General features: G+C 66.8%; 19 protein-coding genes and 1 tRNA gene. 8 read left to right on the top strand and 12 right to left on the bottom strand.

Annotated features, from left to right (window positions below; genetic code table 11):
• Nucleotides 1-22: 22 nt before the first annotated feature.
• Nucleotides 23-2,170 (bottom strand): fatty acid oxidation complex subunit alpha FadB, encoded by a 2,148-nt coding sequence (fadB, locus tag ACYAF3_RS21205; protein ID WP_003118095.1) that lies wholly within the window; start codon nt 2,168-2,170, stop codon nt 23-25.
• 427 nt (nt 2,171-2,597) lie between these two features.
• Here fadB and ACYAF3_RS21200 point away from each other — a divergent pair, with 427 nt between their 5' ends.
• A complete protein-coding gene (locus tag ACYAF3_RS21200) occupies nt 2,598-3,416 on the top strand; it encodes a hypothetical protein (protein WP_003119795.1) in 819 nt (272 codons plus the stop codon).
• A 16-nt stretch (nt 3,417-3,432) separates the two neighbouring features.
• Here the strand turns inward: ACYAF3_RS21200 and ACYAF3_RS21195 are convergent, their stop codons facing one another.
• Complete coding sequence (locus ACYAF3_RS21195; protein ID WP_003119794.1) at nt 3,433-3,867, bottom strand: hypothetical protein; 435 nt, start codon at nt 3,865-3,867, stop codon at nt 3,433-3,435.
• A 207-nt stretch (nt 3,868-4,074) separates the two neighbouring features.
• Between ACYAF3_RS21195 and ACYAF3_RS21190 the strand changes: the two genes are divergently transcribed.
• Nucleotides 4,075-4,512, top strand: a complete 438-nt coding sequence (locus ACYAF3_RS21190; protein WP_003091210.1) for a universal stress protein — start codon at nt 4,075-4,077, stop codon at nt 4,510-4,512.
• Between the two features lie 29 nt (nt 4,513-4,541).
• Here the strand turns inward: ACYAF3_RS21190 and ACYAF3_RS21185 are convergent, their stop codons facing one another.
• A complete protein-coding gene (locus ACYAF3_RS21185; RefSeq protein ID WP_003091213.1) occupies nt 4,542-5,228 on the bottom strand; it encodes a DUF6901 family protein in 687 nt (228 codons plus the stop codon).
• A gap of 149 nt (nt 5,229-5,377) precedes the next feature.
• Nucleotides 5,378-7,300, bottom strand: coding sequence for an ATP-binding cassette domain-containing protein (locus ACYAF3_RS21180; RefSeq protein WP_003091215.1), 1,923 nt, complete (start codon nt 7,298-7,300; stop codon nt 5,378-5,380).
• Nucleotides 7,301-7,525: 225 nt separating this feature from the next.
• Between ACYAF3_RS21180 and slt the strand changes: the two genes are divergently transcribed.
• Together slt and ACYAF3_RS21170 are read left to right on the top strand one after the other, a co-directional pair.
• Nucleotides 7,526-9,454 (top strand): lytic transglycosylase Slt, encoded by a 1,929-nt coding sequence (gene slt, locus ACYAF3_RS21175; RefSeq protein WP_003119793.1) that lies wholly within the window; start codon nt 7,526-7,528, stop codon nt 9,452-9,454.
• 56 nt (nt 9,455-9,510) lie between these two features.
• Entirely contained in the window at nt 9,511-9,897 is a 387-nt protein-coding gene (locus tag ACYAF3_RS21170; protein WP_003118100.1) for a lysozyme inhibitor LprI family protein, read from the top strand.
• 43 nt (nt 9,898-9,940) lie between these two features.
• Here ACYAF3_RS21170 and ACYAF3_RS21165 read toward each other — a convergent pair whose 3' ends face one another.
• The 5 genes from ACYAF3_RS21165 to ACYAF3_RS21145 form a co-directional block, all read right to left on the bottom strand.
• On the bottom strand, nt 9,941-10,747 hold the full coding sequence (locus ACYAF3_RS21165) for an MOSC domain-containing protein (RefSeq protein ID WP_003113973.1): 807 nt from the start codon (nt 10,745-10,747) through the stop codon (nt 9,941-9,943).
• A 102-nt stretch (nt 10,748-10,849) separates the two neighbouring features.
• Nucleotides 10,850-11,758, bottom strand: coding sequence for a lipid kinase YegS (gene yegS, locus ACYAF3_RS21160; protein WP_003091230.1), 909 nt, complete (start codon nt 11,756-11,758; stop codon nt 10,850-10,852).
• A gap of 74 nt (nt 11,759-11,832) precedes the next feature.
• On the bottom strand, nt 11,833-13,392 hold the full coding sequence (locus tag ACYAF3_RS21155; RefSeq protein ID WP_003160647.1) for an FGGY-family carbohydrate kinase: 1,560 nt from the start codon (nt 13,390-13,392) through the stop codon (nt 11,833-11,835).
• A 20-nt stretch (nt 13,393-13,412) separates the two neighbouring features.
• Nucleotides 13,413-14,993 (bottom strand): glycerol-3-phosphate dehydrogenase/oxidase, encoded by a 1,581-nt coding sequence (locus ACYAF3_RS21150; RefSeq protein WP_023084104.1) that lies wholly within the window; start codon nt 14,991-14,993, stop codon nt 13,413-13,415.
• 5 nt (nt 14,994-14,998) lie between these two features.
• Nucleotides 14,999-16,594 (bottom strand): FAD-binding oxidoreductase, encoded by a 1,596-nt coding sequence (locus ACYAF3_RS21145; RefSeq protein WP_003119788.1) that lies wholly within the window; start codon nt 16,592-16,594, stop codon nt 14,999-15,001.
• A 176-nt stretch (nt 16,595-16,770) separates the two neighbouring features.
• Between ACYAF3_RS21145 and gliR the strand changes: the two genes are divergently transcribed.
• Complete coding sequence (gene gliR, locus ACYAF3_RS21140; protein WP_003116474.1) at nt 16,771-17,802, top strand: AraC family transcriptional regulator GliR; 1,032 nt, start codon at nt 16,771-16,773, stop codon at nt 17,800-17,802.
• A 28-nt stretch (nt 17,803-17,830) separates the two neighbouring features.
• On the opposite strand, the gene ACYAF3_RS21135 is transcribed toward gliR, so the two are convergent.
• Together ACYAF3_RS21135 and moaB are read right to left on the bottom strand one after the other, a co-directional pair.
• On the bottom strand, nt 17,831-19,048 hold the full coding sequence (locus tag ACYAF3_RS21135) for a molybdopterin molybdotransferase MoeA (RefSeq protein ID WP_003116473.1): 1,218 nt from the start codon (nt 19,046-19,048) through the stop codon (nt 17,831-17,833).
• Complete coding sequence (gene moaB, locus ACYAF3_RS21130) at nt 19,045-19,584, bottom strand: molybdenum cofactor biosynthesis protein B (protein ID WP_003091240.1); 540 nt, start codon at nt 19,582-19,584, stop codon at nt 19,045-19,047. The genes ACYAF3_RS21135 and moaB overlap by 4 nt, the downstream gene beginning before the upstream one ends.
• A 66-nt stretch (nt 19,585-19,650) precedes the next feature.
• Between moaB and mobA the strand changes: the two genes are divergently transcribed.
• The 3 genes from mobA to ACYAF3_RS21115 all read left to right on the top strand — a co-directional run bounded on the left by mobA (nt 19,651) and on the right by ACYAF3_RS21115 (nt 20,830).
• Entirely contained in the window at nt 19,651-20,247 is a 597-nt protein-coding gene (mobA, locus tag ACYAF3_RS21125; RefSeq protein WP_003109495.1) for a molybdenum cofactor guanylyltransferase MobA, read from the top strand.
• Between the two features lie 131 nt (nt 20,248-20,378).
• Nucleotides 20,379-20,600, top strand: a complete 222-nt coding sequence (locus ACYAF3_RS21120) for a YgdI/YgdR family lipoprotein (protein WP_003091247.1) — start codon at nt 20,379-20,381, stop codon at nt 20,598-20,600.
• Between the two features lie 153 nt (nt 20,601-20,753).
• A tRNA-Pro gene (locus ACYAF3_RS21115) sits at nt 20,754-20,830 on the top strand.
• A 57-nt stretch (nt 20,831-20,887) separates the two neighbouring features.
• On the opposite strand, the gene ACYAF3_RS21110 is transcribed toward ACYAF3_RS21115, so the two are convergent.
• Nucleotides 20,888-22,291 carry a cytochrome C Snr1 gene (locus ACYAF3_RS21110; protein ID WP_003103259.1) on the bottom strand — a complete coding sequence of 468 codons (1,404 nt, stop codon included), beginning with the start codon at nt 22,289-22,291 and terminating at the stop codon, nt 20,888-20,890.
• Nucleotides 22,292-22,590: the final 299 nt, after the last annotated feature.

Raw genomic sequence — 22,590 nt, 5'->3', positions numbered from 1 at the left:
TCTCGCTCTAGTCGTTCCGCGATTAACCGAAGAATTTCTGACCGTTCTTGGCCATTTCACGCAGCTTCGCGGTCGGGTGGTACAGCGCGCCCAGCTCGGCGTACTTGTCGGCCAGGGCCACGAACTCGGCGACACCGATCGAATCGATGTAGCGCAGAGCACCACCACGGAAGGGCGGGAAGCCGATGCCGTAGATCAGGCCCATATCGGCCTCGGCAGCGGTCTCGACGATGCCGTCTTCCAGGCAACGCACGGTTTCCAGGCACAGCGGGATCATCATGAAGTTGACGATGTCCTCGTCGGTCACTTCGCGCTGCTCGACCACGATCGGCTTGAGCACTTCGTAGGCCTGCGGATCGGTGACCTTCTTCGGCTTGCCGCGCTTGTCGGTCTCGTAGGCGTAGAAGCCCTTGCCGTTCTTCTGGCCCAGGCGGTTGGCCTCGTACATCACGTCGACGGCGGTCTTGCCCTCGACCGCCATGCGGTCCGGGAAGCCCTCGGCCATGACGTCGCGGCCATGGTGGCCGGTGTCGATGCCGACCACGTCGGACAGGTAGGCCGGGCCCATGGGCCAGCCGAACTTCTCCATCACCTTGTCGATGCGCACGAAGTCGACGCCGAAGCTCAGCAGCTTGGCGAAGCCGCCGAAGTACGGGAACAGCACACGGTTGACCAGGAAGCCGGGGCAATCGTTGACCACGATCGGGCTCTTGCCCATCTTCTTGGCGTAGGCGACGGTGGTGGCGATGGCGGTTTCACCGGTCTTCTCGCCACGGATCACTTCCACCAGCGGCATCATGTGCACCGGGTTGAAGAAATGCATGCCGCAGAAGTTTTCCGGACGCTTCAGCGCCTGGGCCAGCAGGCTGATGGAGATGGTCGAGGTGTTGGAGGCGATGATCGCGTCTTCCTTCACCGCGCCTTCCACTTCGGCGAGCACGGCTTGCTTGACCTTGGGGTTCTCGACGACGGCTTCGACGATGATGTCGACGTTGCCGAAGTCGCCATAGGACATGGTCGGACGGATGCCATTGAGCGCCTCGGCCATCTTCGCCGGGGTCAGGCGACCCTTCTCGACGCGCTTGCCGAGCAGCTTGGCGGCCTCGTTCAGGCCCATCTGGATACCCTCTTCGCGGATATCCTTCATCAGGATCGGGGTGCCCTTGAGCGCCGACTGATAGGCGATGCCGCCGCCCATGATGCCGGCGCCGAGCACGGCGGCCAGTTTCACGTCCTTGGCGACTTCGTCGTATTTCTTGGCTTTCTTCTTCAGTTCCTGGTCATTCAGGAACAGGCCGATCAGACTCTGCGCGACCGAGGTCTTGGCCAGCTTGACGAAGCCGGCGGCTTCGACTTCCAGCGCCTTGTCGCGGCCGAAGTTGGCGGCCTTCTGGATGCTCTTGATGGCTTCCACCGGCGCCGGGTAGTTCGGACCGGCCTGGCCGGCGACGAAGCCCTTGGCGGTTTCGAAGGCCATCATCTGCTCGATTGCATTCAGCTTCAGCTTTTCCAGCTTCGGCTGGCGCCGTGCCTTGTGGTCCAGCTCGCCGGCGACGGCGCGCTTGGCCAGGTCGAGGGCAGCGGCCTGCAGTTGCTCGGGAGCGACCACGGCGTCGACGGCGCCGACCTTCAGGGCGTCCTCGGCCTTGTTTTCCTTGCCCGAGGCGATCCACTCGACGGCGTTATCGCAGCCGATCAGGCGCGGCAGGCGGACGGTGCCGCCGAAGCCCGGGTAGATGCCCAGCTTGACTTCCGGCAGGCCGACCTTGGCGGTCGCGCTCATCACGCGGAAGTCCGCGGCCAGGCACATCTCCAGGCCGCCGCCGAGGGCGATGCCGTTGATCGCGGCAACGGTGGGTACGTCCAGGTCTTCGAAGTCGCTGAAGATCTTGTTGGCTTCGAGGTTGCCCGCCATCAGTTCCTCGTCGGGCAGCTGGAAGTTGTCAACGAACTCGGTGATGTCGGCACCAACGATGAACACGTCCTTGCCGCTGGTCACGATCACGCCCTTGACCGATGCATCGGCCTTGATCGCATCGACTGCCGCACGCAACTCACTGAGGGTGAGACGGTTGAACTTGTTGACGGACTCGCCCTTGAGATCGAAATTCAACTCGACGATGCCGCCCTCAAGAGGCTTAACCGTGATGGCTTTACCTTGGTAAATCATCAACTGATCTCCACGCTATTATGGAAGCTTGAACTTACACATCGGACGCCGTGTCGGGACCCTTTCGGCAACCGCCGAGCATAGTCCCAAACCCTTCGGCACACCCGCCGACGCGATAACCGGGTCTCTATTGTCGAGGCCTGCGCGAGGCAAACGCTCGATTCATACGCCCGTTTGACTTGGGTGCGCACACATTCCGGCAAAAGCCGGGAATTGTCAATCAGCCATCCGGAAAACACCTGCCCTCCTCCAGGCCCTCTGCGCAGGGCCATTCAGCCAGCCTCTGTCGGACCATTCAGATGTTCGATGATCGGCGCCGTGGGCGCTTGTCCCGGTGCGGAAAGGCAGGCTAGAGTCGCCGCAGATCGCCATGCATGATCGGCCACGGGCCGTTACAAAAGAACAACAAGAAGGCCTCCAGGGCCACATGGAGATGGAACCCATGATCTGCCGTCCGTTCACTCTTTGTCTGGCCCTGCTCGGCCTGCTGAGCCTCCCCGTCTTCGCGGCAGGGACCGCCGATGACCTGCTCGCCCTGCACCAGATGCGGCTCGCCACGCAGAAATCCCTGAACGCCTTCTTCATGTACGTCGGCCAGGAAGGCGATCAACGCTACGCCAGCCTGATCGAAAGCTCGGCGCAGACGGCGGAAGCCCGCCTGCAGCGACTCGACGGCGTGAACGGCAGCGAATCCCGGCGCCTGCTGGGCCAGCTTCGCGAGCAATGGCGGGACTATGCGCAAGACCTCGACAAGCTGACCGGCGCGGTGCGCAACAAGGGCTACAGCGACCTGCAACCGGTCGCCGACCTGGCACGACGCAACCAGCAACTGATGGACCTCGGCGGCCAGTTGTATCGCAGCCTGCAACGGGAAAACGCCGCCACGGTGCCGACGCTCACCGAGCAGAGCCGCGAACAGAGCCTGCTGATGCAGGACATTGCTCTGGACTATGCCTCGCGCAACGCGTCGGTGGGCGCCAGCTTCTTCGGCGGCGGCGAGGAGCGTCCACTGGACGACCTGGCCAGCCGCTTTTCGGTCAACCTGTTGAAGCTGCAGCAGGCGCCGCAGAACGACGAGGAGATCGCCAGGGCGCTGCGCAGCGTGGCGATCAAGTGGCACTACATCGAGAAGTCCCTGCGCAACTACAACCAGAACAGCGTGCCGTTCCTGGTCAACAAGAATGCAGACCGGATCATCGATGGCCTGGAGAAGGTCGCCGCGCTGTATGCCGCGCGCAACCAATGAACCTCGGCGCGCCGCCTCAGGCGCGCTGGCGGAGAAACTCGGCGATGCGCCCGAGGTCGGCGCTATCGCCGCGCTCGCCCCAATACAGGGCAAGGAACTGGGCGGTCGCCTCCACCTTGTAGACATCCCCGGGGAGGCTGCGCAGGGCGTCCAGCAACTCATCGTCCGCGCACGGCTCGCGCCACTGGTTCAGCCACTGGCCCGGGGTATTCTGCCAATAGCACCAGGCCTCCCGGCCGCGTCGGCGCGGGCAGTGGAACTGCGCGCAGGACGTCGGCGGAGCGCTCTCCAGCCAATGCGGCCAATCCTGGCGCGCGAGCTGCATGGCCAGGCCGAGACGGCGCGCCTCGAGGCGCAGGGCCATCCTGCCGCGCTGCCTGTTGGACGGCATCAGCCAGGCCAGGGGACTGAGCATGACAGCCAGCAGCAGGATCACCAGCCAAGTGGTCATAAGGAACGGACACTCGAAAAACGGTTAAGGCATTTGCCTCGATCCGCGCGCGCAGGCAGGATCGGTCGCAGTCGCCAAGGGAGGCGCAGTTTACAGGCGAATGCGACCACGGCGGAGCAGCTTTTTGCCCAGCGCAACGGAACAGGTTCCACGCGCGGCGCGAAAGTCCATAATGAAAACACTATCCCCTTCTGGGAGGAGACGTTCATGCCCTATCAACACATTCTGGTCGCCGTCGACCTGACCGACGAATGCGACCCGGTGATGAAGCGTGCGGCGGCCCTGGCCACCAGCAACCAGGCCCGGCTCTCGGTGGTGCATGTGGTCGAGCCCATGGCCATGGCCTTCGGTGGGGACGTGCCGATGGACCTGTCGATGTTGCAGCAGCAGCAGTTCGACCAGGCCCGTGAACGCCTGGATGCCTTCGCCGTACGCTATCCGGACCTCGGCAGCGAGCAGCGCCACCTGGTCTACGGGCAACCGCGCCAGGAAATCCACCGCCTCGCCGCGGAACAGGCCTGCGACCTGATCGTGGTCGGCAGCCACGGTCGCCACGGCCTGGCGCTGCTGCTCGGTTCCACTGCCAACGACGTGCTGCACGGCGCGCCCTGCGACGTGCTCGCGGTGCACCTGAAGAAAGCCTGATCTCTCCCCGCTCGGCCGGGGCCTGCGCCTCAGCCGAGCGTTTCCTCGGCGCTCATCACCAGCGGGCGGATCTTCTGCAACTGGGTTTCCAGCGAATAGCTGATGCTCGACGACAGCGAGAAGAAGGTCAGGAACGCCTTCAGGTTGGAATCGCTGACACAGGTGTCGTGGATTCGCTGCCAGAACGCCTGGTTGACCAGTTGCAACTGCTGGAACAGCCGCACCAGCCCTTTCAGTTCCCAATCGGCATGCCGCCCCTCGCGGAAGTTGAAGTACTGGCGCATCAGGTACAGCGGCACCACCCGCAGCACGAACTCCTGGTTGCTGGCGAACGGCAGGTGCTGCATGGCCATCGGCCTCAGCGGCGCCAGCAGCGGACAGGCGCTGCTGGCCATGATCAAGCCGATCAGCGCGCGCAGTCCTTCCTCCAGGCCCGCCTGCTTGATGTACTCGCGCTCCGGCGTGCGCACGCAGATGCCGGCCTTGCGGAACGCCGGCAGGTTGCGGAAATCCTCGATCACCCCATGCAGGTCGACCGCCGCCGGACAATGGCTGTAGCGTTCGCGATCGAGCGGGCAGTTGCTGCAGCGATTGTGTTCCAGGCGCGTCCAGCGCGGCGCTGCGGCAGCCGCCTGCGGGTCGTAGTGCCGCTCCAGCTCGATGCGATAGTTGAGCTGATGCTGGTCGTCCAGCGTGATGCGGTACTCGATTGCCATGGACTGATCCTTTCTCGGGAGACGGCCGGCCCGTCAATGACGCCAGCCAGAGGGACCGACGGGGGACTGCACCCACCGCCGGCAAGGCCCGCAAGGATCATCGAGATGAGCCGCTATCACATTGATGCAGCTCACTTTTTCGAGATGGATCAGTCTTCCAGTTCGGCCCAGCGCTCGAGCAAGGCATCGAGTTCCTGCTGCAACGCGTCCAGCCGCGCCAGGGTTTCGCGCTGCTCGTCCTGCGGGCGCAGATAGAAATCCTGCTGCGCGATGGTTTCCTGGACACCCGCCAGCTCCGCCTCGACCGCGTCGATCTGCCCGGGCAAAGCCTCCAGCTCGCGCTGCAACTTGTAGCTGAGCTTTTTCTTCGCCGGCGCCTCGCTCGGCGCCGCAGCAGCCGGCGCGGGTTCGGCGGCGGGCGCCAGCGCGGTATTCAGCTCGGCCTTGCCGCTCTTCGACTCGCTCACGCCGAGCAGGCGCGGCGTGCCCCCTTGGCGCAGCCAGTCCTGGTAGCCACCGACGAATTCGCGAACCTTGCCCTCGCCCTCGAAGACCAGGGTGCTGGTCACCACGTTGTCGAGGAAGGCCCGATCGTGGCTGACCATCAGCACGGTGCCCTGGAAGCCGAGCAGGACTTCCTCCAGCAGTTCCAGGGTTTCCACGTCGAGGTCGTTGGTCGGTTCGTCGAGCACCAGCAGGTTGGCCGGCTTGCTGAACAGCTTGGCCAGCAACAGGCGCGCGCGCTCGCCGCCGGACAACGCCTTCACCGGGGTGCGGGCGCGCTGCGGACTGAACAGGAAGTCGCCGAGATAGCTGAGCACATGCCGGTTCTGGCCGTCGATGGTGATGAACTCGCGGCCTTCGGAGATATTGTCGATCACCGTCTGCTCGGGTTCGAGCTGATGGCGCAACTGGTCGAAGTAGGCCACTTCCAGCTTGGTGCCCACCTCGATCTTGCCCGAGGTCGGCTGCAGGTCGCCAAGCAGCAGCTTGAGCAAGGTGGTCTTGCCGGTACCGTTGGCGCCGAGCAGGCCGATACGGTCGCCGCGCTGCAGGACCATGGAGAAGTCGCGTACCAGCGGCTGGCCGCCGGGATGGGCGAAGCTGACGTGCTCCACCACGATCACCTGCTTGCCGGACTTGTCCGCGCTTTCCAGCTGGAAGCTGGCCTTGCCCTGGCGCTCGCGGCGCTCGGCGCGTTCGCGACGCATTTCCTTCAGTGCCCGAACCCGCCCTTCGTTGCGCGTGCGGCGGGCCTTGATGCCCTGGCGGATCCACACTTCTTCCTGGGCCAGGCGCTTGTCGAACAATGCGTTGGCAGCTTCTTCGGCGGCCAGTTGCTGTTCCTTGTGCACCAGGAAACTGGCGTAGTCGCCGTTCCAGTCGATCAGGTGGCCACGATCCAGCTCGAGGATGCGGGTCGCCAGGGATTGCAGGAAGGCGCGGTCGTGGGTAATGAACAGCACCGCGCCGTTGAAGCCCAGCAGCGCTTCCTCGAGCCAGGCGATGGCGCCGATGTCCAGGTGGTTGGTCGGTTCGTCGAGCAGCAGCAGGTCCGGCTCGGCGACCAGCGCCTGGGCCAGCAGCACGCGCCGACGCCAGCCGCCGGAGAGTTCGGCGAGGGTCTTGTCGGCCGGCAACTGCAGGCGGCTGAGGGTGCTGTCCACCAGTTGCTGCAGGCGCCAGCCATCGCGCGCCTCGAGTTCCTGCTGGACCCGCGAGAGGCGCGCCAGGTCGTCGTCGGTATGGATGTTCAGGCTCAGGTGGTGGTACTCGGCGAGCAGCTTGCCGACTTCCGCCAGACCCTCGGCCACCACGTCGAACACTGTCCGTTCGTCGGCACGCGGCAGTTCCTGGGGCAATTCGCCGATCTTCAGCGCCGGTGCGCGCCAGACTTCGCCGTCGTCGGCCTGCTGTTCGCCCTTGACCACCTTGAACAGGCTGGACTTGCCGGTACCGTTGCGTCCGATCACGCAGACCCGCTCGCCACGGCCGATCTGCCACGACACCTTGTCCAGCAAGGGAGTGGTGCCAAAGGCAAGGGATACATCGGTGAACTTGAGCAGGGTCATGGGCGCCTCCGGAAACAGGGCGCGCATTTTACGCCGGATAGGCATCGGATGGCACGGCGCTTTCACCGCCATGCCGCAACGGCTAAGCTTAGGCGAGCCATCCGCCCGGCTTCGGGCGCGCCCCGCGACAGCGGTCGCGCGCCAGTCCCGCGAGCGGTCGAAACGCCCGTAGGCAGCCGTTGCGGACCTGCCGACGTTACCCGACATCACCTGCCCGGATAAGTCATGCGCGGTCGCCTGTTCACTCTCGTTTCCTGCCTTTTGCTCAGTATTTCCTCCGTCGACGCGGTCCACGCCGCTTCCCTGACCGAACAACGCCGTCTCTACGACCAGGCCAAGGCCGCCCTGGCCAAGGGCAACAGCGCGCCCTACATGGCCTCGCGCAGCGCCCTGCGCGATTACCCGCTGGAACCCTACCTGGCCTACGACGAACTGACCCACCGGCTGAAGTCCGCCAGCAACGAGGAGGTCGAGCGCTTCCTCACCGAACACGGCGACCTGCCGCAGATCGGCTGGCTGAAACTGCGCTGGCTGCGCCTGCTGGCCGACCGCGGCGACTGGAAGACCTTCGTCAACTACTACGATCCGAAGCTGAACTTCACCGAACTCGACTGCCTGTATGGCCAGTACCAGCTGGGCCACGGCCAGAAGGCCGAAGGCTACGCCACCAGCGAACGCCTGTGGCTGGTCGGCAAGTCGCAGCCGGCTGCCTGCGACACCCTGTTCGGCCTCTGGCAGGGCGAAGGCCAGCTCACCGAGGAAAAGGTCTGGAAACGCCTCAAGCTGGCCGCCGAAGCGCGCAACTACAGCCTCGCCTCGCACCTCGCGCAGCGCCTGCCGACCCTCGGCAACCAGGGCGCGCTGATGGTCAGCGTGGCGCAGAACCCCGCCCAGCTGAGCCAGACCGGCCGCTTCAGCCAGCGCGACCATGCCACCGCCGACGTGGTCGGTCTCGGCCTGCGCCGCCTGGCGCGGCAGGACCCGGAAAAGGCCCTTAGCCTGCTCGACTACTACAGCTCGGCGCTACCCTTCTCCAGCGACGAGAAGGTCGCCATCGCCCGCGAGATCGGTCTCAGCCTGGCCAAGCGCTTCGATCCGCGCGCACTGCCGCTGATGACCCAGTACGATCCCGGCCTGCGCGACAACACCGTCACCGAATGGCGCACCCGCCTGCTGCTGCGCCTGGGCCGCTGGGACGAAGCCTACGCGCTGACCCGCAAGCTGCCCCAGGATCTTGCCGCCACCAGCCGCTGGCGCTATTGGCAGGCACGCAGCCTGCAACTGGCGCAGCCGAACAGCAAGGAGCCGATCGCGCTGTACCAGAAGCTCGCCGGCGAGCGCGACTTCTACGGCTTCCTCGCCGCCGACCGCCTGAGCGTGCCGTACAAGCTCGGCAACCGTCCTGCGCACATCGACCCGCGCGTCCTGCAACGCGTACGCAACGCCGCCAGTACGCGCCGGGCCATGGAGTTCTTCAACCGTGGCGAAGTGATCAACGCCCGCCGCGAGTGGTACCACGCCGCGCGCCTGTTCGATCGCGACGAGCTGATCGCCCAGGCCAGGCTGGCCTACGACATGCAGTGGTATTTCCCGGCGATCCGCTCGATCAGCCAGGCGCAGTACTGGGACGACCTGGACATCCGCTTCCCGATGGCGCACCGCGCCACCCTGGTGCGCGAAGCGAAGAACCGCGGCCTGCACTCCAGTTGGATCTTCGCCATCACCCGGCAGGAAAGCGCGTTCATGTCCGATGCCCGTTCCGGAGTCGGCGCCACCGGGCTGATGCAGCTGATGCCCGGCACCGCCAAGGAGACCTCGCGCAAGTTCGGCATCCCGCTGGCCTCGACCCAGCAACTGATCGTGCCCGACGTCAACATCCGCCTCGGCGCCGCCTACCTGAGCCAGGTGCATGGCCAGTTCAACGGCAACCGGGTACTCGCCTCGGCCGCCTACAACGCCGGTCCGGGCCGCGTCCGCCAGTGGCTGAAAGATACCCGCCACCTGGCCTTCGACGTGTGGATCGAGACCATTCCGTTCGACGAGACTCGCCAGTACGTGCAGAACGTGCTGTCCTATGCGGTGATCTACGGGCAGAAGCTCAATGCGCCGCAGCCCATCGTCGACTGGCACGAACGCTACTTCGACGATTTCTGACCCCCAACCCGGCCCGGACGCCCGGGCCTTTCCAGTACCTTGAAAAGGACCTCAAGATGAACAAGCCCCTCGCCACCGCCCTGCTCGCCACCTCCAGCCTGCTGCTCGCCGACGGCGCCCTGGCCGCCGACGCCTGCGGTACGCCGCGCAACGCCTTCGACAGCGTGTACTGCCGCAGCGGCGAGTTTTCCCAGGCCGACCGCGAGCTGAACCAGCAGTTCGGCACCCTGCGCAAGCACCTGAACGACGGCCAGAAAGCCCTGCTGAAGAAGAGCCAGATCGCCTGGATCAAGGAGCGCGACGCGGCCTGCAGCGAAAGCAAGGACAACGGTTATTTCGTCAACCTCGACTGCGCCACCGAGAAGACCCGCCAGCGCCTCGACTTCCTCCGCGAACGCGAGCGCGAGTGCCTGAGCACCGGTTGCGTCGACGCCAAGCTCTGATCGCCGGCAAGGGCCGCCCGCCGCAACGGCGGGCGACCGTTCCTCAGTCGAGGATTTCCACCGGCATCCCCACCTCCAGGCTGCCCTGTCCCAGCGCAATCAGGTTCTGCCCGAACAGCACCGCGCCATCCTTTTCCCGGTAGGTCTTCAGGGTCGTCAGCGGCTCGCGGTCCTCGTTGCGCTCGCCGGTCGCCGGATCCAGGGTGGTGAGGATGCAGCGGGAACAGGGCTTGGCCACGACGAACTCGACCGAGCCGATGCGGATGCGTTTCCAGCCGTCCTCGGCGAACGCGGCGCTGCCTTCCACCACCAGGTTGGGACGGAAGCGCAGCATCTCCAACGGCCGGCCGACCCGCTGGCTGAGGTCGTCGAGCGAAGCCTGGCCGATCAGCAGCAGCGGGAAACCGTCGGCGAAATGCACCTTCTGCCCCGGTTCGGCGTAGCCGGTATCGACCTGCCGCGCGCGCGCCTCGGGAATGTGCACCAGGCGCGTCGGGCGGCCGAGGAAGCGCGTCAGCCAGTCCGCTGCGGCGTCGCCGGCATCCGGCGCCTGCAAGGTATCGCGCCAGACCGTGACGCCACGCAGGTTGGCGTCGGCTGCCGGTACTTCGAGGCTCAGCTCGGACATCCCCGGCGCATTCAGCCGCAGGACCTCCGGCGCCGCCCAGCGCGCCTGGATACGCCCCAGCTGCGGCAGCAGGCGCTGGGTGAAGAAACGTCCGGTTTCGGTGTCCACCGCCATCCAGCGTCGGTCGCCGACCACGCCCAGCGCATCGAGCGCGACGCGCTCCAGGGACTCGGCGGCGGAAGACTTGATCGGATAGCGGTACAGCGCGGAGAGACGGAACATGGAACCAGCATCCTTGGTGGAAAGATGCTGTTATACGGTGTCGCGGGAAAGGCCGACAAGACACAGACGCCACTCCAGGCAGCGGATCAGTCGGCCCCGCCCTCAGTCCTCGCGCGGCGGCTCGCGCAACAACGGCGAGCCGGCCGGCAAGTGCACGCGCAGCGCGCCCGGGGAAACCGAGAAACGCAGCTTGCGTCCTTCCAGCGGCTCGCCGTCGAGATTGACGTCGAGACCTTCCGCCGCCTCCACTTCCAGCCATGGCACCCGCGCGCGGACGAACAGGCTTTCCACTCCGTTGCCACCGCCGAGCAGGGTGCCCAGGGTACCGACCATGTCCTGCGGCGTCGGCAGGATGCTCACGTCCAGCAGGCCGTCGTCCACTCGCGCTTGCGGACACAGTACGTGCCCGCCGCCGGCCTGGCGCCCGTTACCGATGCCCAGGGCGAGGAACTCGCCTTCCCACTGGAAGTCCGGGGCGCTGAAACGGCCCTGGGCGGCATGCACTTCGGAAAAACGGGTCAACCCGGTCAACAGGTAGGCGGCACCGCCGAGAACCTTCTTCAGGTCCTCCGAGGTATTCGCGGTGACCTTCGAACCGAAGCCGCCAGTGGCCATGTTGAGGAACAGCTTGCCGTTCACCTCGCCCAGGTCGATCGGCCGCGCCGTCTGGTCGAGCAGCGCCAGCGCCGCGGCCGGTTCCAGGGGAATCCCGGCGGCGCGGGCGAAATCGTTGGCGGTGCCCAGCGGCAGGATCGCCAGGCTCGCCTCGCCTCGCCCGCGCGCCAGCGCTTCGGCCACCTCGCGCAGCGTGCCGTCGCCACCGCCCGCGACCAGCGTCGCATAGCCGGCCGCCAGCGCCTCCTCGACGATGCGCCGGGCGTCGCCGTCCTCCCAGGTTACCCGCACCGCCAGCTCCCGCCCGGCCTCGCGCTGTGCCGCGACCGCGGCACGAACCTCTTCGTTGCCCGCCTGCTTGCCGTGCAGGACCAGCAGAACCTTGTCCTTGTCCATCGAACCGAACCCCTCGTCGTGGCCTTGTCTTTGCCTATTGACCGCGTATCCGGGACGGAAGTGCGGCGCCCGGTTCAGGCAGGGTAGCCGGTAATCTCGCGAATGCTGCGGTAGAGCGGGCGCAACTGGCGATACATGCGCAGGTAGACCTCGCCATAGAGCCGCTGGTAGATCTGCCGGGCTTCCGCCTGGGGCAGGAAAACCCGGCCGACGCGGGTCATCCCGGCCACCGCGCTGGCGACGTCCGGATAGAGGCCGAGCCCCACCGCGCAGTCGATCGCCGCACCCAGGCCGGACGCCTCGTAGACATGCGGGCGCTCGGCCGGCAGGCCGAAGATGTCGGCGGTGAGCTGCATCGCCGCGTCGCTCTGCGAGCCGCCGCCGGCCACGCGCAGGCGCACGATCGGCGTGCCCGAACGCTTCTCGATGCGCTCCTTGCCCTGGCGCAGGGCATAGGCCAGGCCCTCGAGGATGGCCCGGTAGATGTGCGCCCGGGTATGCACGTCGCCGAAACCGATCATCGCCCCCTTGGCCTCCAGTCCCGGTTCGCGGATTCCCGGCGACCAGTAGGGTTGCAGGGTCAGGCCCATCGAGCCGGGCGGCACGCCGTTGACCAGTTCGTCGAACAGTTGCTCCGGCTCGACCCCCTGCTCGCGCGCCTGCTGCATCTCGCGCAAGCCGAACTCGCGCTTGAACCAGCTGACCATCCAGTAGCCGCGATAGATCATCACCTCGGTATTGAAATGATCGGGAATCGCCGCCGGATAGGGTGGAATCAGCGGCACGGTTTCCAGGTAGCGGGCGCGAGTGGTGTTGATGGTCGCCGTGGTGCCATAGGAGAGGCAGGCGATGGTGGGCTCCAGCGCACCTGCGCCGAGCACCTCGCAGGCCTTGTCGGCCCCCGCGGCGATCAACGGCAGGCCTTGCGGAATGCCGGTGTGCCGGCTGGCCTCGGCGCTGATCTGGCCGAGCCGCTCGCCCGGCTTGAACAGCTCCGGCAACTGCTCGCGGCGTACCGCCAGCGCCTGCCATTTCCAGTCGCGCGGCGCGGCCCAGCGCAGGCGCTTGTAGTCGAACGGCAGGTAGGCAACGCAGCACCCCACCGAGTCGACGAAACGGCCGGTCAGGCGGTGGCTGAGAAAGCCGGAAAGCAGCAACACCTTGTCGGTCTTCGCAGCGATCTCCGGCTGCTCCTGGGCCACCCAGTTGACCTCGGCCTGGGCGCGGAAATGCTCCACCGCGCCCTCGGCGCCGACCAGCTTGAACAGCCAGCCCCAAGGCCCCCTGATGCGCTCGCGGACCTCCGCCCGGCGCTGGTCGAGCCAGAGGATCGCCGGCCGCAACGGCCTGCCCTCGGCATCGACGTGGATCACCGTGCCACGCTGGGTGGTCAGCGACACCCCGCGGATGAGCCCGCGATCGATGTCCACCTGGTCCCAGAGCCGCCGACAGGCCTCGCCGAGCATCGCCCAGTAGTACTCGGGGTCCTGTTCGGCCCAGCCCGGATGCTTCGAGTAGTAGGCCTCCAGCTCCACCTTGCCCTTGCCCAGCAGGTTGCCCTGCAGGTCGAACAGCAGGGCGCGCACGCTCTGGGTGCCATTGTCGATCGCCAGCAGATAGTTCTTGTCGTTCATCTCGTTCTCGTCTCGGCTGGTCAGACGGGCAGGCTGTAGTGCCGGCGCCAGAGGTCCAGATAGGCCTGTTGCTCACGTTCCCAGCGCGGGTCGTCCCAGCCCAGGCGCGCTTGGCAGAGCGCGCGGATACGCGGCAGGTATGCCGCGCCGCCTCCGGGCAACAGCAGGCCGAGGCGGGTGCGGCGCAACAGCAGGTCATCGAGATGCAGCACCATTTCCGCCTCGGCGGCGAACGCCAATTCGGCCCAGAGCGTTTCGCTGGCACCCACGCAGTCCGTTCCGAGGGTGTCCACCAGCCGCTTGAGGCGGACCAGGTCGCGTCCGTAGCGACCGGCCAGGCGGCGTCGCTGGCCACTGCCGAGCCCGTCGATGAGCGGACCTTCGCAGGCGCCGAATACCGCCGCGCCATCGTCCGTGACCGTGCGCCCGAGCAGCGGCGCGCAGGCTTGTAGCACCTCCACCGCCAGCGGCCGGAAGGTGGTCAGCTTGCCGCCGGCCAGGGTCACGCAGCCCGGCTCGCGCCAGAGCACATGCTCGCGTTTCTCGTCGGAAGGCTTGCCGCTGTCGTCGCCGCTGCTGACCACCGGTCGCACGCCGGCCCAGGTCGACAGCACGTCGCGCGCCTCGATGGCAGCGGCGGGAAACTGCTGGGCGCAGGCCGCCAGCAGGTAGTCGAGTTCGGCGCGGCTGATCCGCGCGTCCTCCCCAAGGCCGTCGCGATGGTCGAGATCGGTGGTGCCGACCACCGTCGCGCCCTCCCAGGGGAACACGAACACCGGTCGCCGGTCCGTGGCGTGCATGAAGCTGAAGGCATGGGCCACCGGCAGGCGCCAGGCCGGCAGCAATAGATGGCTGCCGCGCAGCGGGCGGATGTGCTCGCTTCCGCCGGGCTGGCGCAACTCATCGGCCCAGGCCCCGGTGGCCAGCGCCAGGGCGCGGCAGCGGAAGTCGAGAAGCTCGCCGCTCTCGCGGTCCTCGGCGCGCAGGCCGACCACCTGGCCGCCCTCGCGCAGCAATTCGCGCACACGCATGCCGTTGAATGCCTCGCCGCCGTCGTGACGCGCCTCGGCCAGCACCCGCAGCACCAGGCGCGCATCGTCGGTCACCGCATCGAAGAAACGCGTGCCGCCGAGCAGCCGTTGTTCCTTCAGGCCCGGCGCCAGGTAGCGCAACGCGGCGGCGTCGTAGAAACGGTGGTTGCGCCGCCCGGCAAGGGCGTCGTACACGCTCAGCAGGCCGCCGAATAGCCGCGGGCCGGGAAAGCCGCCGCGGTAGTGGGCCATCACGAAGCTCAACGGCTCCACCAGCCCAGGCGCCTCGCCGAGCAGGCGCTGGCGCTCGCGCACCGAGTCGCGGGTCAGCCGCCACTGGCCCTTCGCGATGTAGCGCAGGCCGCCATGGACCATCTTCGACGAGCGGCTCGAGGTGCCCCAGGCGAAGTCCCGCTGCTCCAGCAGCAGGCAGCGCCAGCCGCGCCGCGCGGCTTCGCGGAGGATGCCGGCACCGCTGATGCCGCCGCCGACCACGATCAGGTCCCACTCCTGCCCCGCCAGCGCCGGCAGGCGGCGGCGACGCCACTCCTCGTTCCAGGCTGAAGTCATTCCGCTCAGTCCTGCAGCAGGGTGCCGCGGTTGAGCCGCCCGGCCGGGTCGAAGTGACCGGCCATGGCACGCAGCGCGGCGACGCCCAGTTCGCCCTTCTCGCGGGGCAGGTAGGGTGCGTGGTCCTTGCCGACGCCATGCTGGTGGCTGATGGTGCCGCGATTGTCGACGATCGCCTGGCTGGCCGCATGCTTGAGACGCTTCCAGCGCTCCAGCGTCGCCGCATAGCTCGCGGCCGGACGGAACACGTAGGTGGTATAGATGCTCGACCCCTCGCCATAGACATGCGAGAGGTGGGTGAACACATGGACCCTCTCGCCCTCGGCCGCCAGGCCGTCGCGCAGGCTGGCCTCGATCTTCTGCAGCAGGCCGTCGACGTTGCTCCAGTCGGTGGCGGTCTCCAGGGTGTCCACGGCGTAGCCCGCCTGCCACAGGGCCTCGCGCAGGTAGGGGAAGCGGAAGCGGTTCTGCGCCCACTTGCGCCCCAGCAGGGTTCCGGTGAAGACCCCGCCGAAGCGTTTCAGCAAGGCCTTCGCCTGGCTCAGCGACAATCCGTTCTGCCGGCGGTTGCCGGTCACGCCGAAGGTCAGCATGCACTTGCCCTCGCCCGCGCCGCGCAGCGCCAGGTATTTCTCCAGCCAGGCGATCTGTCCGGGATGGCCGGCCAGGGCCAGTTGGGTCATGGTTTCCACGGCGTTGGACAGTCGCAGCATCGACAGCGGCACGCGCGCCTGTGCCAGCTCGCGGGTGGCTTGCAGGGCCTGCTGCCAGTTCGGCAGGAAGACGCTGTAGAAGCGCTCGTCCTCGGCCAGCGGCGAGACCCGCACCTTCACCGAGGAAATGATCCCGAAGCGTCCCTCAGAGCCCAGCACCAGTTCGCGCAGGTCCGGTCCCGCCGCGGATGCCGGGAAGGTAGCGATTTCAAGCGGCCCGGCGAAGGTCTCCAGGGTCCCGCCGGCGAAAAGTTGTTCGATCCGCCCGTAGCGCAGCGACTGCTGGCCACTGGAGCGGCTGGCGACCCAGCCACCGAGGGTCGACAACTCCCAGGACTGCGGGAAATGCCCGAGCGTGTAGCCCAGCGCACGCAACTGGCTCTCCACCTGCGGGCCGGCGGCGCCGGGGCCGAAGGTCGCGACCAGGCTCTCGCGGTCCAGATCGATCAGGCGGTTCATGCGCTCCAGCGAGACCGTCAGTACCGGCCGCCGCGAGGCTTGCGGATTGATATGGCCGGCCACGGAAGTACCGCCGCCATAGGGAATCAGTTGCAGGTCGCGGGAGTCGGCCAGGGCCAGCAACTCGCGGATCTGTTCGGCGGTTTCCGGATAGGCCACGGCGTCCGGGTAGACGCCGAAGTCGCCCTCGCGCATCGCCAGCCAGTCCGGCAGGCTCTGCCCGCGGGCATGCAGCAGACGCTCACGGGGGTCGATGCTGTAGCGCGGATCGGCCTCCAGGCGCGACGCCGGGACCTTCGCCAGCGCCGCCTCCAGGCTGGCGTCCGGCAAGCGTGCGCCCTGCCCGACCAGTTCCGCCAGGAACCCACGGGCGCTGTCCGGCAATTCGACCACGGTGCTTTCTTCGCCCCAGCCATTCCAACGGCGCATGAACCTCTCCCCTCGCTTGTCGCGGCAACCTGTTTATCGGAACCTTTCTGGCTGCCTATACTAGCCAGCCGCCCTCGCCTGTCACTGTCGGATCGAGACACTCCCTGTGACCGATCAAGACAGCCGGCACGCACGCCGGACGGCCTGTTCCACCCGCCACGACAAGAACAACGACCATGCAGACCCTTGGCTCCACCTCGGTTCCGGCCCTGCTGAAATACCTGCGCCATGCCGAACGGCTCGGCCTGGACATCGCCCCTGCCCTGGCCGCCGCCGGCCTCCAGGCCGACCAGCTCAACGACAATCGCCAGCGCCTGCCGGGCGAAGCCCACGAGCGCCTGCTCGGCTATTTCTGCGAGCATTCCGGCGATCCCCTGTTCGGCCTGCATTCGGCGCGTTTCGTCCAGCCCGGCTCCTGGAGCGTGCTCGGCTACATCGCGATGAACTGCGCCACCCTGGGCGAGGCCATGAGCCGCATCACGCCCTACGAGAAGCTGGTCGGCGACATGGGCACCAGCCGCATCGAGGCGGCCGGCGGGCAGGTCCGGCTGATCTGGAACTGCCGCCACCAGACACCCCTGGTACGGCGCCACATGGTCGAGCACGTCCTGGCTTCCTGGGTCCTCTACGCGCGCTGGATCGCCGACCTGGAAGGTTCGCCGGACGAGGTCTGGCTGGAACACGACCTGCCGGACGGAACCCGCGTGGAAGACTACGAGACCTTCTTCGGCTGTCCGGTGCGCTTCGCCCAACCCTGTTCGGCGCTGCTGGTACCGCTGGACTACCTGGCGCTGCCGCTGCGCCAGGCCGACGCGACGCTGCTGCGCACCCTGGAGGAACATGCCCTGGCGCTGATGGCCGAGCTAGACGATGACGAACCGCTGCCGCTGCGGGTGAAGAACGCCCTGCGCCAGCTACTCAAGGACGGCCTGCCGCGCAAGGAACGGGTGGCGGAGAAGTTCGGCATGACCGTACGCACCCTGCAACGCCACCTGCAGCAAGCCGGCAGCAGCTACCAGCAGACCCTCGACGAACTGCGCCGCGAACTGGCCGAGCACTACCTGCTGCATAGCGAGCTGCCGATCCAGGACATCGCCCAGTACCTGGGCTTTACCGAGTCGCGCTCGTTCCATCGCAGTTTCAAGGGTTGGACCGGGCAGACGCCCGGCGAGTACCGGCAACGGCGCAAGGAGCCGGCGGCGCAATGAGAACGGCGGCCATCCGGCCACCGTCGGCTCAGTCGAGCAGTTCGCTCAGCGGAATGAACGCCACACCCTCGCCTTCCACGAGGGTACGTCCCTCGCGGACCTCCACCAGCCCCTCGGCCCAGGAAGCGCTGCGCAGTACCCCGGAACTCTGGTTCGGATAGAGCACCGCGCGGCCCTGCTCCAGGCGACCACGCAGGTACTCGCGACGCTGCCCCGCCTTGGTCCAGGCAAAGCCGGCCGGTACCTCCACCCGCAGCGGCGCGACCTGCGCCACGCCAAGCCGGCGCAGCAGGTAGGGACGCGCCAGCAGGGCGAAGGTGACCAGGGTCGAAGCCGGATTGCCCGGCAGGCCGATCACCGGGATGCCCTGGAACTGGCCGACGGTCAGCGGCTTGCCGGGTTTTATCGCCAGCTTCCAGAGGGTCAGCTCGCCGGCTTCGCGCAGCGCCATGCCGAGGAAGTCGGCCTCGCCCACCGATACGCCGCCGGTGGACAGGATCAGGTCCACCCCGGCCAACCCGGCCAGGCGCTCGCGAGTACGTGCCAGGTCGTCGGGAAGGATGCCGGCGTCGAGCACGTCGCAGCCCAGGCGTTGCAGCCAATCCTTGAGCAACGGACGGTTGCTGTTGTAGATCTGCCCGGCCTGCAGCGGCTGGCCCGCCTCGACCAGCTCGTCGCCGGTGGACAGCAGCGCCACCCGCGGCTTGCGTCGCACCTCCAGGGCCGCGTAGCCGAGCGAAGCCGCCAACCCCAGTTCGATGGAGCGCAGGCGCGTGCCGGCCGGCAGGACCAGGTCGCCCTGGCGGATTTCCTGGCCACGCGGGCGCACATGCTGGCCCACGCGCAACGGCTGGGTGAAGCGCACGCGGCCATCGTCGAGCGCTTCGGCGTTTTCCTGCATCTCTACCAGATCGGCGCCTTCGGGCAGCGGCGCACCGGTGAAGATCCGCGCACAGGTATCCGCTTGCAGCGGCTTCGGCGCCTGTCCGGCAAAGATCTTCTGGCTGACCGGCAGTGGCTCGCCGTTCCAGTCGGCGAGGCGCAAGGCGTAGCCGTCCATGGCGCTGTTCGGCCACGGCGGCAGGTCCAGGCCGGCCAGCAGGTCGACCGCCAGCACGCGGCCGCCAGCCTGCTCCAGGGGCACCTGCTCACACGTATCGATAGGCGTTTGCGCGGCCAGTTCGAGGAGCCGTTCCAGCGCCGTCTCGACCGGCATCAGCCCCGGCTGTTCGCAGCAGCCGCTCACCCGCGGCTCTCGCAGGGCGCCGCCTGTTTCAGGTGCGGGACGAAGTTGCACGGGCGATGACGGGCGTCCAGTTGCTCGACGAGGATGCCTTCCCAGGCAGTGCGGCAGGCGTTGGTGGAGCCCGGCAGGCAGCAGACCAGGGTGCCGTTGGAAAGCCCGGCCAGGGCCCGCGACTGGATGGTGGAGGTACCGATGTCGGCCAGCGAAATCTGCCGGAACAGCTCGCCGAAGCCGTCCACCTGCTTGTCCAGCAGGCAGGCCACCGCTTCCGGGGTGCTGTCGCGGCCGGTGAAACCGGTGCCGCCGGTGATCAGCACGACCTGCACGCTATCCTCGGCGATCCAGGTCGCGACCTGTGCGCGGATCCGGTATAGGTCATCCTTCAGCAGCACGCGAGCGGCCAGGTTGTGCCCGGCCTCGGTCAGGCGGTCGACGAACAACTGGCCTGAAGTATCGGTTTCCAGGGTACGGGTATCGCTGACGGTCAGGACGGCGATGTTCAACGGCACGAATGCCGTTTCGGCCTTGTGGCTCATGGGGTTGGCCCTTGCTTGTGGACGTGATCGCGGTGTTATATCACAGGCCCGACACGGAGACCCCAGATGCCCGATAGCGCCCTGCCCCCCTGCTCCATCCTTCTCCTGGCGGGAGGCCGCGGCCAGCGCATGGGCGGTCGCGACAAGGGCCTGATCGAGTGGCAGGGCCTGCCCCTGATCGCCCACCTGCATCGCCTGGTGCGCCCGCTCACCGATGACCTGATCGTCTCCTGCAACCGCAACCAGGAACGCTATGCGGCCTATGCCGACCGCCTGGTGAGCGACGACAGCCGAGACTTCCCCGGCCCGCTCGCCGGCATCCGCGCCGGCCTGGCGGTGGCCCGGCATCCCTGGCTGCTGGTGCTGCCCTGCGACGCGCCGCGCATCGACCGCGCCTTGCTGGAAACCCTGCTGCAGGCCGCCGGCCGCACACCGGCGCGCCCCTGGATGCTGCGCTGCGGCGGCCAGTGGGAACCGCTGTTCAGCCTGATCCCGACGCACCTGGCCGAAGAGATAGAACACGCCTGGCGCCAGGGCGACCGTAGCCCACGCCACGTCCTGTTGCCGCTTGGCGCGGAGGCCATCGAGCTGGCCGCGGGCGATCCGCGGCTGGCCAACCTGAACACCCCCGAGCTGTTGGCTAATCACCGCGAACTGAAGTAAAACGGAAGGGACGTCGAGTCGAATTTTCTCGAAGGTGGGGGGAACACTCGTTTTTAGGGGGGAACTCTTCCTAGAACTCGTCTGTCAGAAACTCGTAACTTCAAAGTCTGACCGCACAGGAGAACTGCGCAATGATCAAGCGGATGCTACCCGCCCTCCTCCTCGCCGTAGGCCTCGGCGCCCTCGCGGGTTGTTCCAGCCCTACCGTGATCACCCTCAACGACGGACGTGAAATCCAGGCCGTAGACACCCCTTCCTATGACGAGGATTCCGGCTTCTACGAGTTCGAACAGCTCGACGGCAAGCGCGCCCGCGTGAACAAGGACCAGGTCCGCACCGTCAAGGAACTCTGATACCGTCGCGTAACAGGTTTTCCTGAAGACCCCGTCGACTCGAACGAGCGACGGGGTCTTTGCTTTTTCGCCCGGGGAAACCGGGGCTCGAAAAAAAATTCATCTAACCCCTTGTGTACCAAAACTTTTTCTGTAGAATGCGCCCCAACAAAACGGAGCGTAGCGCAGCTTGGTAGCGCGTCTCGTTCGGGACGAGAAGGTCGCTGGTTCGAATCCAGTCGCTCCGACCATATCCCGAAAAACCCGCCTCAACGGCGGGTTTTTTATTGCCTGCGATTCGGCCTTTCTCACAGGGTACGCAGGTAGGCCACCAGGTCGCCCTTCTCTTCCGCGGACAGCTTGCGCTCCAGCACCAGGTTGAAGAACTCCACGGTGTCCTCCAGGGTCAGCAGGCGGTCGTCGTGCAGGTACGGCGGCGAATCCTTGATCCCGCGCAACGGGAAGGTCTTGATCGGCCCGTCGGCGGACGCCATCACGCCATTGACCAGTTTCGGATCGTAGAAGCGCTCCACCTTCAGGTTGTGCATCAGGTTGTCGGTGAAGTAAGGCGGCGCATGGCACCCGGCGCAGGCCGCCTTGCCGTAGAACAGCTTTTCGCCACGCAATTCCTGCTCGCTGGCCTTGCCCGGATCGAGCCGCCCCTCCACATCCAGCTTCGGTGCCGGGGGGAAGTCCAGCAGCGCCTGGAACTCACCCATGAAATGCACCTGACTGCCACGCTCGAGCACGTTCACCCCCTTCTTGGTGGCGATTACCGGATCACCGTCGAAGTAGGCGGCGCGCTGCTCGAACTCGGTGAAGTCCTCGACGGTCTTCAGCGCCCTCTGCGAGCCGAACAACCGCTGGATGTTCACCCCGCGCAGCGTCGGCGTGTCGATGCGGTGGCGGAACGGCTGCGGGCGCACATCGCCGGCCAGGTGGGTAGCGGCATTGGTGTGGCCGTTCGCATGGCAGTCGAAGCAGGCTACGCCGCGGCTCGGATGCTCGCTACGGCGATCGTCGGTGAGGTTGAACTGCTGCTGCGGAAAGGCCGTTAGCAGCAGGCGCAGCCCTTCCAGCTGCTTGGGATTGAGAATCCCGTTGAACAACTCGAAATAGTTGTCGATGGTCACCAGCTTGCCCTTGGACACATCGCCCAGGTCAGGCCGGGTGGTAAGGAACATCGGTGCCGGGAATTCCGGCAGGAAGTGGTCCGGCAGGTCGTAGTCGAGGTCGAAACGAGTCAGATCGCGGCTTTCCTGGCGCTTGATCTCGTCGATGAGGAACTTGGGAAAGACCATCCCGCCTTCGGCATGGTTAGGGTGCGGCAGCGGCAGGAAGCCACCGGGGAACAGCCCCTGCTTGCGGATTTCCTCGGGGCTCAGCCTGGCCAGTTCCTCCCAGCTGGTGCCGGCCGGCAGCTTCACCCGGATCCCTTCCTGCAGCGGCTTGCCGCGCGTCATGCTGGCGCCCTTGGCCGGCCTGTCGCTGAGATCGTAACGCTGCTCGAGAAGCGTCTTGTGGGCCTGTTCGATCGACGGTTTGTTCGCCGTCATGCGCTTCATGATGGTGGCGAAGTCCTCATTGATCACCACCGGCGAATAGCTGGAAGTCTTGCTTGGCTGCTCATCCCCCGCGACCACGGCGGATTGCAGCCCCAAGGCGAGCGGCATGACCCAGAGGGCATGGCGCGTCCAGGCGGGCGTTTTCATCAGGCGTCCTCTTTCGTTATGAGGAAACGCCGAGCCTCGTCGTCCCGACCCCCACACCCCGGCGGTCCGCGACAGCGGACCGAACGACCTGCGACGCGTCCTGCGCCACGCGGGTTCCCGGCTGTTTCCAGTCAGTCCTGAAGGGAACTCAGGGTTTATCCATCGCCCTTAGGCCTAGCCGAACGCAGCCTGCCGAGCCAATAGACTCAGGCTATGAAAACCATTGAGAAACGCCTATGCATCGCTTCGCCAGCATCGCCGAAGCCAGGCACCGCGCGGCATGGGGGAAGGAAGCGGAA

The organism is Pseudomonas sp. TZ252, assembly GCF_056110345.1.
This window is presented reverse-complemented; position numbering and strand designations above follow the sequence as displayed.

What these genes read in the sequence shown, in the direction of transcription:
- fadB (WP_003118095.1), bottom strand. Translation starts at nt 2,170, where the DNA reads ATGATTTACCAAGGTAAAGCCATCACGGTTAAGCCTCTTGAGGGCGGC.
- ACYAF3_RS21200 (WP_003119795.1), top strand. Translation starts at nt 2,598, where the DNA reads ATGGAGATGGAACCCATGATCTGCCGTCCGTTCACTCTTTGTCTGGCC.
- ACYAF3_RS21195 (WP_003119794.1), bottom strand. Translation starts at nt 3,867, where the DNA reads ATGACCACTTGGCTGGTGATCCTGCTGCTGGCTGTCATGCTCAGTCCC.
- ACYAF3_RS21190 (WP_003091210.1), top strand. Translation starts at nt 4,075, where the DNA reads ATGCCCTATCAACACATTCTGGTCGCCGTCGACCTGACCGACGAATGC.
- ACYAF3_RS21185 (WP_003091213.1), bottom strand. Translation starts at nt 5,228, where the DNA reads ATGGCAATCGAGTACCGCATCACGCTGGACGACCAGCATCAGCTCAAC.
- ACYAF3_RS21180 (WP_003091215.1), bottom strand. Translation starts at nt 7,300, where the DNA reads ATGACCCTGCTCAAGTTCACCGATGTATCCCTTGCCTTTGGCACCACT.
- slt (WP_003119793.1), top strand. Translation starts at nt 7,526, where the DNA reads ATGCGCGGTCGCCTGTTCACTCTCGTTTCCTGCCTTTTGCTCAGTATT.
- ACYAF3_RS21170 (WP_003118100.1), top strand. Translation starts at nt 9,511, where the DNA reads ATGAACAAGCCCCTCGCCACCGCCCTGCTCGCCACCTCCAGCCTGCTG.
- ACYAF3_RS21165 (WP_003113973.1), bottom strand. Translation starts at nt 10,747, where the DNA reads ATGTTCCGTCTCTCCGCGCTGTACCGCTATCCGATCAAGTCTTCCGCC.
- yegS (WP_003091230.1), bottom strand. Translation starts at nt 11,758, where the DNA reads ATGGACAAGGACAAGGTTCTGCTGGTCCTGCACGGCAAGCAGGCGGGC.
- ACYAF3_RS21155 (WP_003160647.1), bottom strand. Translation starts at nt 13,392, where the DNA reads ATGAACGACAAGAACTATCTGCTGGCGATCGACAATGGCACCCAGAGC.
- ACYAF3_RS21150 (WP_023084104.1), bottom strand. Translation starts at nt 14,993, where the DNA reads ATGACTTCAGCCTGGAACGAGGAGTGGCGTCGCCGCCGCCTGCCGGCG.
- ACYAF3_RS21145 (WP_003119788.1), bottom strand. Translation starts at nt 16,594, where the DNA reads ATGCGCCGTTGGAATGGCTGGGGCGAAGAAAGCACCGTGGTCGAATTG.
- gliR (WP_003116474.1), top strand. Translation starts at nt 16,771, where the DNA reads ATGCAGACCCTTGGCTCCACCTCGGTTCCGGCCCTGCTGAAATACCTG.
- moaB (WP_003091240.1), bottom strand. Translation starts at nt 19,584, where the DNA reads ATGAGCCACAAGGCCGAAACGGCATTCGTGCCGTTGAACATCGCCGTC.
- mobA (WP_003109495.1), top strand. Translation starts at nt 19,651, where the DNA reads ATGCCCGATAGCGCCCTGCCCCCCTGCTCCATCCTTCTCCTGGCGGGA.
- ACYAF3_RS21120 (WP_003091247.1), top strand. Translation starts at nt 20,379, where the DNA reads ATGATCAAGCGGATGCTACCCGCCCTCCTCCTCGCCGTAGGCCTCGGC.
- ACYAF3_RS21110 (WP_003103259.1), bottom strand. Translation starts at nt 22,291, where the DNA reads ATGAAAACGCCCGCCTGGACGCGCCATGCCCTCTGGGTCATGCCGCTC.